The sequence below is a fragment of the Pseudoalteromonas sp. SR41-1 genome (assembly GCF_014164015.1).
Lineage (GTDB): Bacteria > Pseudomonadota > Gammaproteobacteria > Enterobacterales > Alteromonadaceae > Pseudoalteromonas > Pseudoalteromonas distincta.
This window is the reverse complement of the sequence record NZ_JACJEK010000006.1, coordinates 124,092-141,570: the sequence shown is the minus strand read 5'-3', so window position 1 is coordinate 141,570 and position 17,479 is coordinate 124,092. Positions and strand designations below refer to the sequence as shown.

Genomic DNA, 17,479 nt, shown 5'->3' with positions numbered 1-17,479 from the left:
AAATTGTAGGTCTAACTGTGAGAGTTAAGAAAGAAAACCTTTTATAAAGGCCGTCATCATTCTACACTGGCAACAGTCCTCACGTAAACCGTGGGAAACCCATTTTAGGGATTTAAACGAAATAAAAAGGTTAATTATGAGAACTGCTTTTTATATATCAGATGGAACAGCAATTACTTCAGAGGTATTTGGGCATGCGACTTTGTCGTTGTTTCCTATCGATTTTAATCATAAAACAATTCCATTTGTAGAAACTGAAGAAAAAGCACACGAAATTAAAGCTTTAATTAATGCAACCGCTGCAAAAACAGGTGAAAAGCCTTTCGTGTTTTTTACTTTTGTGAATCACAATTTAAGTGAAATTATAAAATCGGCTGATGCAGTTACATATGATTTTTTAACTACGTATAGCGAAAAAATAGAAAAAGAACTCAACGTAGCTCCTGTTCCAAAAATGCATCGTACGCATTCTATCCACGAAAAAAGTTATGATTTTAGAATTGATGCGGTTAACTATGCTCTTATGAATGATGATGGCGGAAATATTAAAAACTTTTCCGAGGCAGACATCATTTTAATTGGCGTTAGCAGAAGTGGTAAAACCCCTACAAGCTTATACTTAGCACTGCAGTACGGCATTAAAGCGGCAAACTACCCTATTACAGAAGAAGATTTAGATAATGAAGGTTTGCCGAAATGTTTAGTCCCTTATAAACACAAGTTATTTGGACTCACGATTGACCCTGAGAGGCTTGCGGCTATAAGGCATCGACGTATGGCTAACTCTAAGTATGCTTCAATTAAACAGTGCCGTATTGAGGTGCGCGAAGTGGAAATGTTGTATAAGCGTCACAAAATAGCTTACTTTAATTCTACGCATCATTCTGTTGAAGAGATTTCTGCAAAAATACTGATAGAAACAGACTTGGAGCGACGTAAGTACTGACTTACTCATCAAATTTGAAATAAAAAAACCGCAACTAAGCGGTTTTTTTTGTATCAATAAATATTATTTACGTGCGTCTTTTAGTAAATCAGCTACTAAAAAGCCTAACTCTAATACTTGGTCGGCGTTAAGGCGTGGATCACACTGTGTTTTGTAACGCTGTGCTAAGTCATCGTCAGATAAACCGTAAGCACCGCCTGTACATTCTGTTACGTGCTGACCTGTCATTTCTAGGTGAACACCACCTGCGTATGAACCTTCAGCTTTGTGTACAGCGAAGAATTGACTGATCTCGCGCATGATATTATCGAAGTTACGCGTTTTGTAACCTGAAGTCGCTTTTTCAGTATTACCGTGCATTGGATCAGAACTCCAAATTACTTTACGGCCTTCTTGTTGAACTCTTCGTACTAGTGCTGGGAGTTTTTCTGGCAGTACGTCTGCACCCATACGTGTAATTAGCGTTAAACGACCAGGAATGTTATCTGGGTTTAATGCGTCAATTAAACGAATTAGGTCGTCTGGGTCCATACCTGGGCCAACTTTAACACCAATTGGGTTTTTAATGCCTTTAAAGAACTCAATATGTGCGTGGTCTAGTTGGCGTGTACGTTCACCAATCCAAACAAAGTGAGCAGAACAATCGTACCAATCACCCGATAAATGGTCGCGACGTGTTAGTGCCTCTTCGTAACCAAGTAGTAAAGCTTCGTGAGAAGTGTATAAATCGGTTTCTTTTAAGCTTGGCGCAATTGTAGAGTTAATTCCGCACACTTCCATAAACTCTAGTGCGTCTTGAATTTTATCTGCAAGTTGTTGGTATTTTTCTTTAAGTGGATTTGCAGCAACAAAGCCCATGTTCCAGCGGTTAACCTGATGAAGATCGGCTAGGCCACCTTGTGCAAATGCACGTAATAAGTTCAACGTAGCGGCACTGTGATGGTATGCAGTCATTAAACGTTGTGGGTCTGGAATGCGCGCTTCTTCTGTAAACTCAATATTATTAATGATGTCGCCACGGTAAGATGGTAAAGACACGCCATTAATTGTTTCTAAGTCTGCTGAACGAGGTTTAGCGTATTGACCAGCCATACGCGCTATTTTAACTACAGGGCATTTACCCCCGTAAGTTAATACAACAGCCATTTGTAAAATTGTTTTGAATGTATCGCGAATATTAGCGGCATTAAAATCGCTAAACGACTCGGCACAGTCACCACCTTGAAGTAAAAATGCACGACCTTCGCACACGTCTTCAAGTTGTTTGAATAGGCTTCTTGTTTCTTCTGCAAAAACTAGAGGCGGAGCCGTTTTTAATTGGCCTTCTACTGATTTAAGTATTTCTTGATCTGGGTACTGTGGCTGCTGCAGTATTGGCAGCTCTCTCCAGCTATTTGGGTTCCACGATGACATAATTTTTCCTCATTCCTACATTACCTGATAAGAAGAAATTAACGTATGCAGACCCCTATGTTCAAGGACTAAATTCACTATTTTCCAATTATTTAGTTATGAGTTAAGTATAAAAGTAATTTTACTTAACTCAGGTGATTATATAACAATCACTTTAGTTTTATTTTAAATAAACTAAAGTGATTAAAAACATACAATTAGAGTTAATTAGTTTCAATTTTAACACATTGAGAATAAATAAAGCACAAGGCTATATTATATGTATTTTACCTAAGAACACATCATACTAAAATTGCATCGAATGTAATCTTAACTTTACGCGCTAAATTAATTATTAACTAACATGGACTATGTGCAGGCCTAAATATATGATATGGGATTTTGTGTTGCTCATTTATATGTACTTTAAGCCTAGTAGAACGGCGCTGTTGATTATTCTGATGCCAGAATATACTTACAACTGACACAAGGTTAATCTGCTGATTCACCACTCACCTTCCCACCCTGCCGCCAACGTTATTTAGCAAGTTGTGATAACTAAAAACTTAACTGCCAGTGATGCCTTAAATGGCTCTCATGCAAAAATCATGTATGACATTCTAAGCTTTTGGATGATAAACCCATAGTTAAAACACGTTATAATATTAATCACTAATTAGAGAAACAACCAAAACTAACACTATTATTTAGAATACAACCGCACCAAGTTCATTTTACATTTCTCATTTATTACACTACATGGGCAATTAAGCTCTAAGCGGACTAACTCTTTAATCAATAAAACAGTACTAAATTACAGGAATAAGTAGAACCATTTACTCCAGAAAGAACACATCATACATTATTTATTTTTAATGCTATCTGAACACCGACTAATATTTTATTAAATATTTACTCAAAGCAAAGTGCATGCAATAATATGAAGTTGGTAAGATGTGTTCTTTGAGGTGTGCCGTGGTTACTAAAGTGCAAATTAGGAGTCAGTTTGATTTAATGAACGAATTAACTTTAAGGTTAATTGAGGAATTAAACGAATGTGAGTTTTCCAGAGCAGAGTACTATCAGTTACCTGATGTAAGTAATTTAGATGAAAATAAGGTTCCTGAGTCCATACATGTCTCTAAAATAACTGGAGCGCCGGCTCAAAAGGCAATTTTAAACTCCTTTTCTGACATTTATAAAAAATCGGGCTTAAGCAGTCGCGTGTTAAAAAGGCACCCTGGTTTATTTGTTATTAAAAATGCAGATAAACAAGCTTTAAATAATCGTATAGCACAGGTTAACAAAGCTAAAGCTAGTTTCAAAGAGTGTATATTGGCAATTGATAATAACGATGCCCGATTTGAGGCTGTTCATAATGCAATACCAAATTTAATAACACTTGCTGCTTATCGCAAGATTCACAGTGAGAGTGAATCACCATTTTCTGTTAGGTTTACTTGGATGCACAAGCACGCAACTAAAACATTGACTAAAAAAATGGCCCTCGAAATGCTCGACAAATCGGCCAGTTATCGAAATCCAAGAATGATAGATCAGCAAAAATGGCAATCACTTGTAGCTCAAGAACAATTACGGGTTGCTAGTTTAGGTGAAAAGGAAAAATTAAGAATTCGTCGCCCTACTCGCGTAAGCCCTCAAGTTAATGTGAGATACACAGCACAAAACCGCTATCATGTGAGCGCCGCATTACCATTTATTCTGATTAATCCAGAAGCAGACGTTAAACTAGGTATCTTACCTGATTATAAAAAACCCGAAGCTCATCCTCGAAAACGTGAGTATGATTTTTTAGTTGATAGGCTATATTTAGAACAAGTTGACCGATAGCTATTATGTTAAAAAGGCCACAATATGTGGCCTTTTTAGTAAATATGTACGGTATTTAAAATAGCGTTTATTATTTTTCTACTATCTCTTCTATTTTATCTTCATCAATTAACACTGCATTTTCAACAATACGTTTACCGCCTTGAATCTCAATGCGTTTGTTGTGTTTGTTCAATGTAAGTATTTCATCGCAAAACTGATCAGAGGGGTGCATTTCGTATGTGTAATCAATAATGTTACCAGTTTTGTCATCTTTGACGTTTGTAATGCTGTATTCTGATATAGCACCTTTTTCAATCAAATCTTTCATTGTGGTGGTCATATCACGACGAAGCGCTTTTAATTTATTTTCCGTAATATCATCAGTTGAATAAATAGATCCGTATTTTTCCATAATAGAAAGTAATCTAAAATGATACGTTTTACCTGGAGCTGCATAACGCCAAAGGTGATACAAACGAAGCATCATCCAACGCGACAATCCCCGTTTTAATTCTTGTGCACTATTAAAGTAATACCCTTTGTATTCAAGGTTATCAATCATGTTATGAACAAACGCATTTAAGCAGGCCACACACTTTACATTGCCACCTTGACCTTTTTTACCACTAAAGTGAAGTGACGATAAAAAGTTCATATTTGACTCGTAAAACGAATCATCTATATCGGAGTTTTTAGTATCGGTTGCTGAATATTTAAATGAAAGTTTAGAACCTTGCAATGCTTCAAGTGACTCTTTAATTGCAGGATATGGCATTGACTGCCCTACCGCTTTGAGCTCTTGCGCTAATTCGTTCATAGAAAAAACAACCGCGTATTGAATACCGGACTTAAAATTAATTTTAACTATTTTACCTTTTGAAGCTAAACGAATAAGTGCTCGTTCTACTTTTTCTTCTCTGTCCGATGGCCAAACAAGATACTCGATATCTTCACCATCTTTACGAGTACTGACAACAGCAGGGGTAATTTTTATCTCACCATCGTATAAAATACCATCTACTTTCTCTGATATTTTACGCGTAATGATTGTTTTTTTAGGCGCTTCTTCAAGTGGCAATTTTTTATAGCCAGAGCGAACAAAACGGCCCCACAAATCATAATGATTAAACGTGTTTGAATATGCACGTAAACCATGAGCTGCATTTTCAATAGAAATTCGCACGTCTTTGTTGTCTGTAAATAGTGCTAAACTTTCGTTATCAATTGCACTTTCCACCCCGTGGATTTGGCCCCTGAGTGTATCGGGCAAATTATCTACCGAGATGTTGACCTTTCGGCTCATTGTTCTTATTTCCATTTTTATTGCGACATCTAATAACAACACATTAAACAACAAAAGTTAAATGTTTAAGTTAGTATAAAAGTGATCTGACTTTAAATAAAACGTTTAGATCACTATTATACTAAGTAATGTACATAACTTGCGATTTCAGATCATATTTTTACTAACTAGGTCATCTCAAATCGGTTTTTTACTAACTCAGCTGTTATTTTGTCCATCACAATGGCTTTATTTTAAAATTTAGCACGACAAATTCATACGAAAATTAATATCCCTGTGGATAAAGGCTTATCGAGTTAGCATAGATCTGATCTGTACCAAGTACAGATCAGATCTATACTAATTAAACGTACCTATTGACGCTAAGGTTAGTGCATAACTTTATAATTTACTTAGTAAAAAATTGATCTCAAGGGCTTTTTTTGTTCATAACCTTATGCGCAACCTGTGTATAACTTGATTTAAAAAATAAGGCTTAGTAAAAAGGTGATCTGCAGGTAGATAAAGATCTGATCTTAACCAAGTATAGCGCTGATCTGCTTTTTTTTATATTGTTTATATTAATCATAATGTTATGTGTTAATTTAAGGTCCTTAACCTTTACTACCTTATATATTTAACCACCTTTAAACTTCTTTATTTATACTAAGCAATATTAAAAGTGTAAAAGTATTTTTAAATGTCTTCTTTTTAAAATGCATGTCGTCTTAAATAGTTGTTTACAGCAATTTGAATGGACATTATACTAACTGCCTAACTTTGAGGAAGAAAGTATGTCTATCAATAATAACGCGCTAAGTACCTACCGGCTTTTAAAAGCAACTGCAGAAGTAGCTGAAAAATCTTTAGAAGGTCGTATTCAGCACTATCGTGCTCATCTTAAATCAGAAGAAAAAGAATTAAGAACTTATACGCAAAAAGCAGCTGCCGATTTATTAGGTTGTAATAATCGTACTTTAAAAAGACGTCATGACAACGGTGACTTTGATGATTTAAACATAAAACGCGGCGCCAATGGTCATTATGCTTACACATTAGTAAACATTTTTGCTATGGCTGATATTATGGATATTAAACCAGATCATCGTACTGGTGATGACAAACTGCAAGTTATTGTCATTAATTCTCTCAAAGGTGGCTGTGGCAAAACAACTAGCATGGTTAATATTGCAGCAGCGCTGGCAACTACAAATATTAAGCGCTATCGCATTGGTATAATTGATTTAGATCCTCAAGGTTCTTCTTCAAGCTTTTTTCCTTCAAGCGAGCATGACCCAATTACTGTTGGTGATTTAATGCGTGATTGTATAGATTTAGATGAGGGCGAAACATGGCCTGAATTTGTTTCAAACTCATTTTTATCAACGCACATCCCAAATATTCGTGTACTACCATCAGGTATGGACGATTTTTATTTTGAGCACGAAACTGCAACATTACTCAAAGACACCTCAAATTATGAGCAAACTCGTCATTACCATAAGTTACTTGAAAAAGTAATTAACCCTGTTAAAGACGAGTTTGATATTATATTAATAGATACAGCTCCAACTCTTAACTTTATGTTTTATAATGCATTAATGGCTTCTACTGCGATGCTTATCCCTGTTCATCCAGAAGCTGTAGACTTTGATGCTAATAATAAATATTTAAAACGACTAGGCGAGATTTACCATACCGTTGCGGCACTTGGCCATGAGGGATGGGACTTTATGCAGTTTTTAGTGACCAACTATGTAAAAGGTAATCACTCACAGCGCGATATTGTTAAAGATGTTCGTAGTGCATTCGGTCGCCAAGTTATGAGTTACCCAATCAACCACAGCTCGGCGATTACTGCTAGCTCTTCGTCTTTCAATACTATTTTTGATCAAAAAGCGTCAGACAGCTTAGCAAGCCGTGAATCACTAATGCGCGCTCAAGAAAATATTAAAGATGTGGTCGATGAGCTAGAAATGCTTATTCGTTCAAATTGGCAGTCAACTCAATCAACACTCAATACCCCTAAGTAAGGATGTTAAATAAAAATGGCTAAAAAACGTAAAAATGACACCCGCTTAGATCCTTTTGCAACAGCTGTAGGAAGTAGTAGCCTTGACGCATTACTTGAACAAGCAAATGCTGGTGATGTAATTCGCATGCCAGCACCGAGCGATCCTGAGCGCCAAATTACTCTTATTTGCAAAGTGATCGCACACGCTGATATTGAATCTACTACAGGTGTGTACGGTAAAAACCGCCGTGTACAAGCACTTCTTAACGAAAAGTCAGTATCGGATATTTTACCTGCCATTGCAGAGGATGGCCGTAATCAGCACCCTGCGTTACTTTGGGATCAGGGTGATAAAAGCTTAGTCTTAGCGGGTTCTCGCCGTCGTATGGCCTGTATTTTAGGTAACGCCGATTATTTAGTACTTAGTTCAAGTGACTTTACTGAGCAAGACGCTAAAATTTTAGCTGTATCTTCAGATCAATATATCGCTCCAAGTTTATGGGAGCTTGGACAAGCTTACCAGCAAACTAAAAATGAGCTTATTGAACAAGGTAAAAAAGGATCTTACAGAGAGATTGCTGCAATTGAAGGTGTATCACACACTGCCATTGCAGATGCTGTTAAAGCGTATGAACAAATACCTGCTGAAGTTATTGCACTCTACCCTACTGCGAATCACGTGGGTCGCGAAGTGGCTAAAAAGCTCATGAGCGCAAAGGAGAGAGACCAAGAGGCGTTTAATCAACTTGTTAGTGACCTAGCTAGTGATGAAGAGCTAAACGCCATTACAAGTGACGACAAGCGTGCAATGGCAATCACTAAATGCCTAACTGCTGAGCCTCAAGCTGCTGTTAAGCGTGAAGCTGTACTTGAAAATAAGTTTGTATCGGTACAACGCAATTTAAAAAGTGGTGATGTGTCTATCAAAATCGACAATAAAGTGATGACAGACAAACGCTTAGAACAATTAACTAAGCTATTAAGTGTCTTTAATTAGTTAGTTAAATAATGATCTGTCAGACATATATACTTAGTTAAATACTGATCTGACAGATTGTTTTGTTAGTAAAAATCTGATCTTTACTAGCCTAATCCTACCTTAAATAATCATATTTCCTCTTCAAGATCACTTTTTTACTAACTAATCGCCCCCTTTTAGCTATTTGCTCTTGGTTTATTATTATTGTTAGTAAAATTGTGATCTATAACGTGTGGTTTAATCTTTATATTTGTATGTAGTGCCTAATATTTTGCGAAATTTTATACTCATTTTTACCTATAAACCGATTTTTTACTAAGCTATCAGCTCCAACCAGTTTATATCTTGTTAATAGTGCTTTAGCTCAGAGCACATAAGGCATATACTGGCAGAATTATTTTTAAAATTTAATGCTTAGAGTGACATGTCTGCTAACTTATCAAAAAATGATTTAATGGCTATTTTTGAAGAAATTAAAAATGAGCAGGCTACCCAGTTTCCTCTTTCTGAACGCTTTATTAAAAAACTTTTCCGCGAAAATGTCTTAGATAAAGGCAAAGAGTACTACAAGAAAGGTCAAATCACCTGGCTAGAGCATACCCCTAATTTTTCTGTTGTAGACTCTACCGTGCAAGTGGATAACGGATCATCATTTAACCAACGTATTGAGATCAGTAAAGTACCAACTGGTTATTCTGTTGATACACACTGTACGTGTAATGCAAAAACCAAATGCCGACATTTAGCTGCTATTTTGTTTAAGCTTAAAATAGAGCACTCTGGTGAATACGGTGAAGATTACTTCATTAATGATTGGTTTAGTGAATTAAGCGCTCTTAAAAGTGGTGATCAACATACACCCTCGCAAGTATTATTATTTGTATTAGATATTGAAAATAACAAAGTATTTTTAACACCTAAAATAGCTAATTTTGAGACTAAAAAAAATTACACGTTAGGCCGAAACCTCACTGAGCAACAGTTAAATAGTTTCGTAACGCCAAATGATTTACTCGAAAGTGATTTTAGATTATTTAGTTGGATACGTTCACAAAATGCAGTAGGAAGTATTGAGCTAAAAGGCCAATGGGGCTTTAGTGCCCTACAACAATTGATAGCTACTGAACGCTTGTTTTTTCAGCGCTCTCGCGTGCCAATTAAAGCGCAATCTGGCCAAGCATTGAGTTTTAGTTGGGAGCAAGATAAAGATCTATCACAATTAGTTATTAAGCTTGAGCAAACCCAAAACTGGGCTTTATTAAAAACAACACCACCTACTTACCTCGATTTAGATCATTTAAAAGCGGGTCGTCTTCGTACCCCATTGAGTGCAGACGAAATAGCGCATTTACAAACTATGCCTGCTTTGCATGACGCTAATTTTGACAGAATATATAAACAGCTTGCCGATAACTTTGGCGCAGGTGTTATACCGCACCCTACTAACTTGCAGCCAACGTTACCTAAGCTATCTAGTAACGCTGTTTTAAAAGTTACAATGGGCGAGCAAGGTTTATCGCTTTCGCTATTATTTAAGTATAAAAATAAAAACTATTTAGCTGGTTCTGCCCCAGCAAGTACTATAAATAGCGCATTTGAAAACACCGTAACTAACGAGCTAATCAATCTAGGGTTTGAATTTTGTAAAGGGGGTTTACAAAGTGAGCTTGTATTTACAAAGCAATCTCCTATCCATTTGCATTGGCTAATATACGAAGTATTCCCTGGCTTTAAGCAGCGTGGTTGGCAAGTCAGTGTAAGTAAAGTAACAAGCCCTAATCCACAATGTGAAGTGAGTTTACATGTACACCGTGCAGCAGGGCATCAAATGCACTGCAAAGTATTGTTGTGTGACGCAAAAGCAGCGCTGTTGTTTACTAATGCTGATTCGCTTTATCAGTCATTGAATCGCCAAAGTGAACTGTTTTATTACTACCCGCTTGGTCGTCAATTTGGGGTTATTAATAAGTCTGCCATTAACTTATTAAACGAATTTAAAGAACGTTTTGAATTTGTAAAAACACGTGACGAATTTAATATTCCGCTTTCGTATTTACCTGAACTAGTAAAGCACACAGCTATTAACGTAGAGCTTCACGACGATTCACTTGAGCTATATTTACAAGAGTTAAATAATACCGATAAGGCAATGCCTAAGGTTTCATTACATGGCTTAAATGACTCTGTAACACTTCGTGAGTACCAACAGCAAGGCGTTGATTGGCTTAGCTTTTTAAAACGTCATCAATTAGGTGGTATTTTAGCTGACGACATGGGGTTGGGTAAAACACTCCAAGTTATTGCATTTTTAGCGAGTACATTTAACCGCCCTCAAGCAGGCCCTACACTTATAGTGTGCCCAACTAGCTTGGTGAGTAATTGGAAAAACGAAATTACTAAGTTTGCTAAAAGTTTAAAAGTTACCACTATTTTTGGATCAAACCGTAACGATCCTTTACAACACTTAGCACAAGCGCAATGCATTCTTACTACATACCCGCTTTTAAAGCGTGATATTGCATATTATTCGCCATTATATTTTGAAAATATAATCCTCGATGAAGCACAATACATTAAAAACGATACCGCACAGGTTTCACGATTAGTTAAACGCTTAAATGCCGACTTTAAACTTTGTTTAAGTGGTACTCCAATCGAGAATAATTTACTTGAGCTTAAATCGTTACTCGATTTTGCTATGTCATCGTTACTTGGGTCTCAAGCCCACTTTAAGCAGCACTTTCAAACACCTATTGAGCGTGAAGCTGATATGCAGAGGGCTGAGCAGTTAAAAGCGTTAATTATGCCCTTTATAATGCGCCGCACTAAAGCACAAGTAGCGCAAGAGTTACCTGAAAAAACAGAGCTTACAAAAGAGTTTGAGTTTGAGCCTAAGCAAAAAGAAATGTACCAAGGCATTACACGTTCATTAGAAGAGAAGCTAATAGACTTATTTGCCGAACAAGGCGCACAAAAAAGTAAGCTTGCATTTTTAGAGGCGCTTTTAAAGTTAAGGCAAATTTGTTGCCACCCTAAATTAATAGATCCAGATACTCAAGCAGGCTCCGCTAAGCTTGAATGGTTAACAACACACTTACCGCTTATGCTAAGTCTGGGTCGTAAGATTATTATATTTAGTCAGTTTACATCGGCACTCGATTTAATAGCCCAACGCCTTGAAGAAATAAACATTAACTTTAGTATGCTTACAGGGCAAACGCGTCAACGAGATAAAGTAATCGACGAGTTTACCAGTGGTAAAACATCCGTGTTTTTAATTAGCTTAAAAGCCGGTGGAACAGGCCTTAACTTAACACAAGCAGATACCGTTATTCATTTTGATCCATGGTGGAATCCCGCAGTAGAAAAGCAAGCGACTGATAGAGCCTACCGTATTGGTCAAACTAATCCTGTATTTGTTTATAAGCTCATAATGAGTAACTCAATAGAGCAAAAAGTATTTAAAATGCAGCAAGACAAGCAAGCCCTTGTTGATGCATTATTTACTGATAAATCAATGAGCTTTACAAAGTTTGATGAGCAGCAAATGTTGTCATTAATTAAAAACTAAAAAAGATCTAAAAAGTTTTGATCTTTTTATGAACTTAATTAAAAAGTGGACGTCTATTATTATGCTTGTTGATTAATTGCAGTTAACACAAGCATCATGTTGATTTCCCATTTAGTTACTAATTTTAGTAATGATTGAGCCAGCCCATTTTGAGTTGGCTTTTTTTATGTCTAAAATTTAGCGTGCAGCACTTATTTTAAAAGTTTTTATTTTTTTATGAACTTAATTCAAAAAGACGCGTCTACTATTATGCTTGTTGATTAATTGCAGTTAATACAAGTTTTCATGTTGATTCCCTATTTAGTTACTAATTTTAGTAATGATTGAGCCAGCCCATTTTGAGTTGGCTTTTTTTATGTCTAAAACTTAGCGTTGAGCACTTATTTTAAAAGTTTTTTATTTTTTTGAACTTAATTAAAAAAGACGCGTCTACTATTATGCTTGTTGATTAATTGCAGTTAATACAAGTTTTCATGTTGATTCCCCCTATTTAGTTACTAATTTTAGTAATGATTGAGCCAGTTCATTTTGAACTGGCTTTTTTTATGCCCATAATTTGATTTGTTTAAATCAACCCGAATAAAAATAATTGATCTTCCGCAAATTAATTTGACTTAATTATTTTGTTATCCGGTCTACTCTAATGCCTGTTGTTATATAGCCTCACCTAATAATATTAGTTATTTTGGTGATTATGTATTTAAGTTGCAGCTTGCTCGGGCACATGTTGATTATCCCTTTGATTACTTAACTTAGTAATATTTGACCAGCTTATTTTAAGCTGGCTTTTTTATGTCTGTAATTTCTTAACTCCCCTACTTCTGTTGTTGGTTATTGGTTATGATGGCATGTCTCTAAATTTTATAAGTTTATTTTATGCTCACTCAAGTACTCACTAATATTGATTGGCTAAGCGCTGGTGCTGGTGTTGCTTTAGGCGCCCTATTTTACGGCGCTGTATCAACACGGCTTCGCAAAAAGCTACATCTACAAATAAGCGAACAGCAGCAACAGCTTTCCCTGTTACAAAACCAATTTGATAATAAAGAGCTGCAATACAGCGCCTTGCTAGAAGATCATGAACTGCTAGAACATACTCACCAAGAGCAGCGCGATGAAGCGCAGCATTTTAAAACGCGTTTTAGCGAACAAGAAAAACAAAGCATTCAATACAATCATTTTTGGCGTAAAGCCGAAGGCGAGCTGGCAGCGCTTCGTGAACAATACAATCAGCGCGATGTTGAATATAATAATATGCGCACTACCCTTGAGCAAAAACAGCAAAACTTTAGCGAGCAACTCGCGCAAATTGAGCAAAGTAAAAATACGCTCAAAAAAGAGTTTGAAAACCTAGCCAATAAAATTCTAGAAGAAAAATCACAAAGCTTTAAAACCTTAAATCAAGAAAGCATTGAGCAATTATTAAAACCAGTTCAAGGCGAGCTAAAAGGCTTTAGAGAAAAAATGGAATCAATGCACGTTGAAGACATAAAACAACGGACTGCACTTAAAACCGAGCTACTGCATTTGCAAGCTAAAAGCCAAGCTATAACAGATCAAGCCGACAAGCTCAGTAACGCCCTACAAGGGCAAAAGAAAACCCAAGGTAATTGGGGCGAGCTTATGCTCGAAAACGTATTAGATAGTGCTGGCTTACGTGCAGGCGTTGATTATAAGCGCGAAGTGTCGTTTAACACTGAAGATGGCCGCTTGCGCCCTGATGTAGTTGTGTACTTACCACAGGGTCGCCACTTAGTTATTGATGCTAAAACTTCATTAAATGCCTATACACGCTACGTGAACGCTGAAAATGATCTAGATGCTAATCAAGCAATTAAAGAGCATGTAAACGCCGTTACAGCGCGTATTAATGAACTTGCGAGTAAATCGTACGACCGCTTACCAGGTATTAACTCGCCAGAAGTAGTTGTTATGTTTGTACCAATAGAATCAGCTTTTGTAGAAGCACTCAAATATCAAAGCGATATTTACCAACAAGCAATCGAAAAAAATATACTGGTAGCCACACCCACTACCCTGCTTACTAGCCTTAATATTGTTAAACAGCTTTGGCGTTTTGAAGAGCAAACCAAATATTCAAAAGAGCTGGCAAGTCGAGCGGAGCGTTTTTATAACAAGCTCAATGGTTTTTTATTGAGTATGGAAGGCGTAGGTAAGCAGCTTGATAAAGCGAAAGAAAGTTATGATAAAGCATTTTCGCAGCTATACCGTGGTAAAGGTAATTTAATTAAACAAGCATCAGAGTTTAAAGAGCTAGGTGTGTCGGTACAAAAAGAGCTACCTAGTGAGAGCGTAGAACGTGCCCAATTAGAGTTAGATTAACCCTGATTTATTTTTTATTTAGTTTATGTAAGTTAAACCTTAAGGGTATTTATGAATAATAAGATTGTAGGAATTGTTTTAATCGTTATAGGTATCGCTTTAATTATGTGGGGATACGACGTGTATGATGCGGCGGCTTCGCAGCTTAGCCGTGCATTTAGTGGCGACACACCAATAGAAGCATGGGCGGGTATTATTGGCGGTGCCATCTGTGTGTTAATTGGTATTAAAAAGCTCAAGTAACCTGAACTTGAATAATTGATCTATTTAAGCAGCTATTTTCAGCGCTAACTACGTTGAATTTAGTTGCAATTTGCTGCACTGCACAGTGTTACTTGGCAAGATAAAACTCTTACAGGGCTTGCCAGCAATGGCATTGTGAAAGAGTAAAATACGCCGTGTATTGCAAGGCAAACCTTCAAAAATAAACGTTTTTGTAATATTTACCCCAATTATTTCAACTACGCTCGGTTAAATTAGCCAATTATTGCCGCAATCGCTTTGCTAGTGAAATTATTTGTGCATCTTTAATTTATTGCGGTTTTGTCTACTAATTTGTACACATCTAATAAATGTAACCATTTTATGTTGTATAAATGAGTATTAAAGCGTGCACCAATTTGGAAGTATGCTTTTTTATCAAGCTATTAAAGTGCACTGTTTTGTGCATTTAAAAGGACTATACGAGTAAAGAAAATAATCAGTTTTAAATGTTAATTCAAACGTCTGTTCAGTGTTTGTTAATTTAATTATCTTATTGATAGTATTGGTTTTTATTGTCTTCTTCTTGCTTGAATTTGGTTGTTATTTATACTAGCTTATAGCGTAGATATTTAACCTACTCAAGGAGAATAGTCACATGGTATCTCGCAGAAATTTTATTAAAGCAGGGGCTGCTTTAAGTTTAGGCTCTATTTTTAGTGCTTCAGCTTTGGCTGAGCAACTAAAGGTAAAAATGTCTAACGGCAGTGTTATGCAAACTAAAGGATCAATAGATAAAAGCGCTGCTCTACCCACAAACGATGTTACTAACGCTAAGCATTATCGGCCGGAATCAAGAATGGGCTTGGGTGGCCTTGCCGCCGGGAATGGCTTTAATACTATATCAAGCGATACAGAAATTTTAACAATGCTAAATGCAGCATGGGATTCTGGTATTCGTCATTTTGATACGTCACCTTTTTACGGTTTGAGTTTAAGCGAAAGGCGCTTCGGTGATTTACTTCGAAACAAAAAGCGTGAAGATTATGTTTTATCCTCAAAAGTAGGCCGCCTTCTTACCCCTTCAGCAGAGCCTTTAGAAAATAGTTGGCATTGGGCTGATCACTCACCGTTTCATTATAAGTATGATTATTCAGCCTCAGGCACGCGCCGTTCAATAGAAGATACTTTGCATCGTATTGGTGTCGCCTCACTCGATATTGTTTATATTCACGATTTATCACCACAAAACAGCGATATGGGAGATGACTGGCTTAAGTATTTTGATCAAGCGGCTAAAGGTGCTATTCCTGAGCTGACTAAAATGCGTGATGAAGGAATAATTAAAGGCTGGGGTTTTGGAGTAAATACACCTCATGCTGTTTATAAAGCGCTTGATATGTCAGACCCTGATATTTGCTTACTAGCGCTGCAGTATTCAATTTTAGATCACAAGCAGGCACTTGATAAAACCTTTCCTATGCTTGATAAACGAGGTATTTCAGCGGTCATTGGTGCGCCGCTTAATGGTGGTTTTTTAGCCGGTCGTAATCGCTTTAATTACTCGCCTAAAATTCCAGGGCCTATGCAGCAAAAGTTTAATGCAATAAGCGACATTGCATCTAAACATGGGATTGATATTAAAACAGCTGCACTGCAGTTTGCAGAGGCGCCTTCAACGGTATCCTCAATTATTCCTGGGGCACGCACGGAGGAGCAAATTAAAGCTAATGTAGCCTCAATGAAAGTTACCATACCAAGCGAATTTTGGAGTGAGTTGAAATCTAAACAGCTTATTGCCCAAAACGCCCCCATACCTGCATAACAAAATAGGTGTGCCATTTATACCAATCCGCAATAATACTTAATCATTTTTCGGGGCTAAACGTGTCGCTACCTGTGTTTAAAAAATTTTCATTTACGACTGCATGGATGCAGAAGGTAGAGCAATCCAGGAGCAATTGCCGAGAACAACTAAATAGCGAATTTTTGCCTAGCTATCAACACGTTTTTCCATCCTCAAAATAGATCACTTAATTAAGCGAATTGGTATTACTTGGCACACCTATGCTTAATTTTTTAAGCAACGCTTGAGAATAAGTGAGTTGATTGTTGAGTGCTTATATAAGCCCAATTAACGCACTCTTGCGCTAAAATCGCGATGGTATCTAAGCATGTATCGGGTGAATTTAATACTTGTTCATTTAAAACTAGCGGTATTTCGGTGCAACCAAATAGTACTGTATCGGCACCGTGGGCTAGCATTAGCTCATAACTTTGTTTTAAAAGATTATGTCCTGAGGTTAAATCTCCTGACTTAACCGCCGTTATACCTTGCATTATAAATGTTTGCTGTTGCTCGTTAGGCTCAATAAATTCAATATTGTGCTTACTAAATGCCGTCTGATATATCCGCATATTGAGCGTGGCTGTGGTCGCTAATATCCCTACCTTACGTTTGCCCGTTGCCTTTGCGCGCTTAATAACGCTTTGTACAATACTAATGGTATGCACATCAGCATTTTGCGTTAGTGCGTTGTACCAATAATGCGCGGTATTACACGGTATAACAATGCAACTTACACCTAAGCTAGTAAGTTGGTTAAAACCCTTTTTAAGCTCAAAAAATGGATTTTCATCTTCTATACCCATTAAAAAATTTGTTCTGTCAGGAATTTGCGGGATATTCCTTATAAACATAGGTATGTGCTCTTGATCATTCTTAGCAGGTGATAACGCAATTACTTGATTCATAAATGAGGCGGTAGCCAAAGGCCCCATTCCTCCCAATACTCCTAGTGTTCTAAGCATTGTTATATTCCGATAAGTTGTTACTGTATGGGTTAAATTTATCGTGTTTTTTTTGTTTTGAATAATGCTATTATTTTACTGCCCATGCTTAAATTGCATATCTTGAG

Annotated in this window: 11 protein-coding genes; 8 read left to right on the top strand and 3 right to left on the bottom strand. The window is 36.8% G+C overall.

What is annotated here, in order from left to right; translation table 11 throughout:
• The first annotated feature begins 136 nt into the window (after window positions 1–136).
• Window positions 137–946 carry a pyruvate, water dikinase regulatory protein gene (locus H5118_RS06865; RefSeq protein ID WP_007583184.1) on the top strand — a complete coding sequence of 270 codons (810 nt, stop codon included), beginning with the start codon at window positions 137–139 and terminating at the stop codon, window positions 944–946.
• A gap of 63 nt (window positions 947–1,009) precedes the next feature.
• On the opposite strand, the gene H5118_RS06860 is transcribed toward H5118_RS06865, so the two are convergent.
• Complete coding sequence (locus H5118_RS06860) at window positions 1,010–2,359, bottom strand: class II 3-deoxy-7-phosphoheptulonate synthase (protein WP_024596521.1); 1,350 nt, start codon at window positions 2,357–2,359, stop codon at window positions 1,010–1,012.
• A gap of 954 nt (window positions 2,360–3,313) precedes the next feature.
• Between H5118_RS06860 and H5118_RS06855 the strand changes: the two genes are divergently transcribed.
• A complete protein-coding gene (locus H5118_RS06855; RefSeq protein WP_182748283.1) occupies window positions 3,314–4,189 on the top strand; it encodes a DNA replication terminus site-binding protein in 876 nt (291 codons plus the stop codon).
• Window positions 4,190–4,259: 70 nt separating this feature from the next.
• On the opposite strand, the gene H5118_RS06850 is transcribed toward H5118_RS06855, so the two are convergent.
• Window positions 4,260–5,474, bottom strand: a complete 1,215-nt coding sequence (locus H5118_RS06850; RefSeq protein WP_024596523.1) for a hypothetical protein — start codon at window positions 5,472–5,474, stop codon at window positions 4,260–4,262.
• A gap of 773 nt (window positions 5,475–6,247) precedes the next feature.
• Between H5118_RS06850 and H5118_RS06845 the strand changes: the two genes are divergently transcribed.
• The 6 genes from H5118_RS06845 (at window position 6,248) to H5118_RS06820 (ending at window position 16,386) form a co-directional block, all read left to right on the top strand.
• A complete protein-coding gene (locus H5118_RS06845; RefSeq protein ID WP_182692735.1) occupies window positions 6,248–7,486 on the top strand; it encodes an AAA family ATPase in 1,239 nt (412 codons plus the stop codon).
• A gap of 15 nt (window positions 7,487–7,501) precedes the next feature.
• Window positions 7,502–8,464, top strand: coding sequence for a transcriptional regulator (locus tag H5118_RS06840; protein ID WP_182748281.1), 963 nt, complete (start codon window positions 7,502–7,504; stop codon window positions 8,462–8,464).
• Between the two features lie 406 nt (window positions 8,465–8,870).
• Complete coding sequence (locus H5118_RS06835) at window positions 8,871–12,017, top strand: DEAD/DEAH box helicase (RefSeq protein WP_182748279.1); 3,147 nt, start codon at window positions 8,871–8,873, stop codon at window positions 12,015–12,017.
• 876 nt (window positions 12,018–12,893) lie between these two features.
• Window positions 12,894–14,360: a DNA recombination protein RmuC gene (gene rmuC, locus H5118_RS06830; protein WP_024596527.1), complete on the top strand. Its 1,467-nt coding sequence runs from the start codon at window positions 12,894–12,896 to the stop codon at window positions 14,358–14,360.
• Between the two features lie 51 nt (window positions 14,361–14,411).
• Window positions 14,412–14,603: a DUF3185 family protein gene (locus H5118_RS06825; protein WP_024596528.1), complete on the top strand. Its 192-nt coding sequence runs from the start codon at window positions 14,412–14,414 to the stop codon at window positions 14,601–14,603.
• A 616-nt stretch (window positions 14,604–15,219) separates the two neighbouring features.
• Window positions 15,220–16,386 carry an aldo/keto reductase gene (locus H5118_RS06820; protein ID WP_002959264.1) on the top strand — a complete coding sequence of 389 codons (1,167 nt, stop codon included), beginning with the start codon at window positions 15,220–15,222 and terminating at the stop codon, window positions 16,384–16,386.
• 254 nt (window positions 16,387–16,640) lie between these two features.
• Here H5118_RS06820 and H5118_RS06815 read toward each other — a convergent pair whose 3' ends face one another.
• Window positions 16,641–17,372, bottom strand: a complete 732-nt coding sequence (locus H5118_RS06815) for an aspartate/glutamate racemase family protein (RefSeq protein ID WP_182748277.1) — start codon at window positions 17,370–17,372, stop codon at window positions 16,641–16,643.
• Window positions 17,373–17,479: the final 107 nt, after the last annotated feature.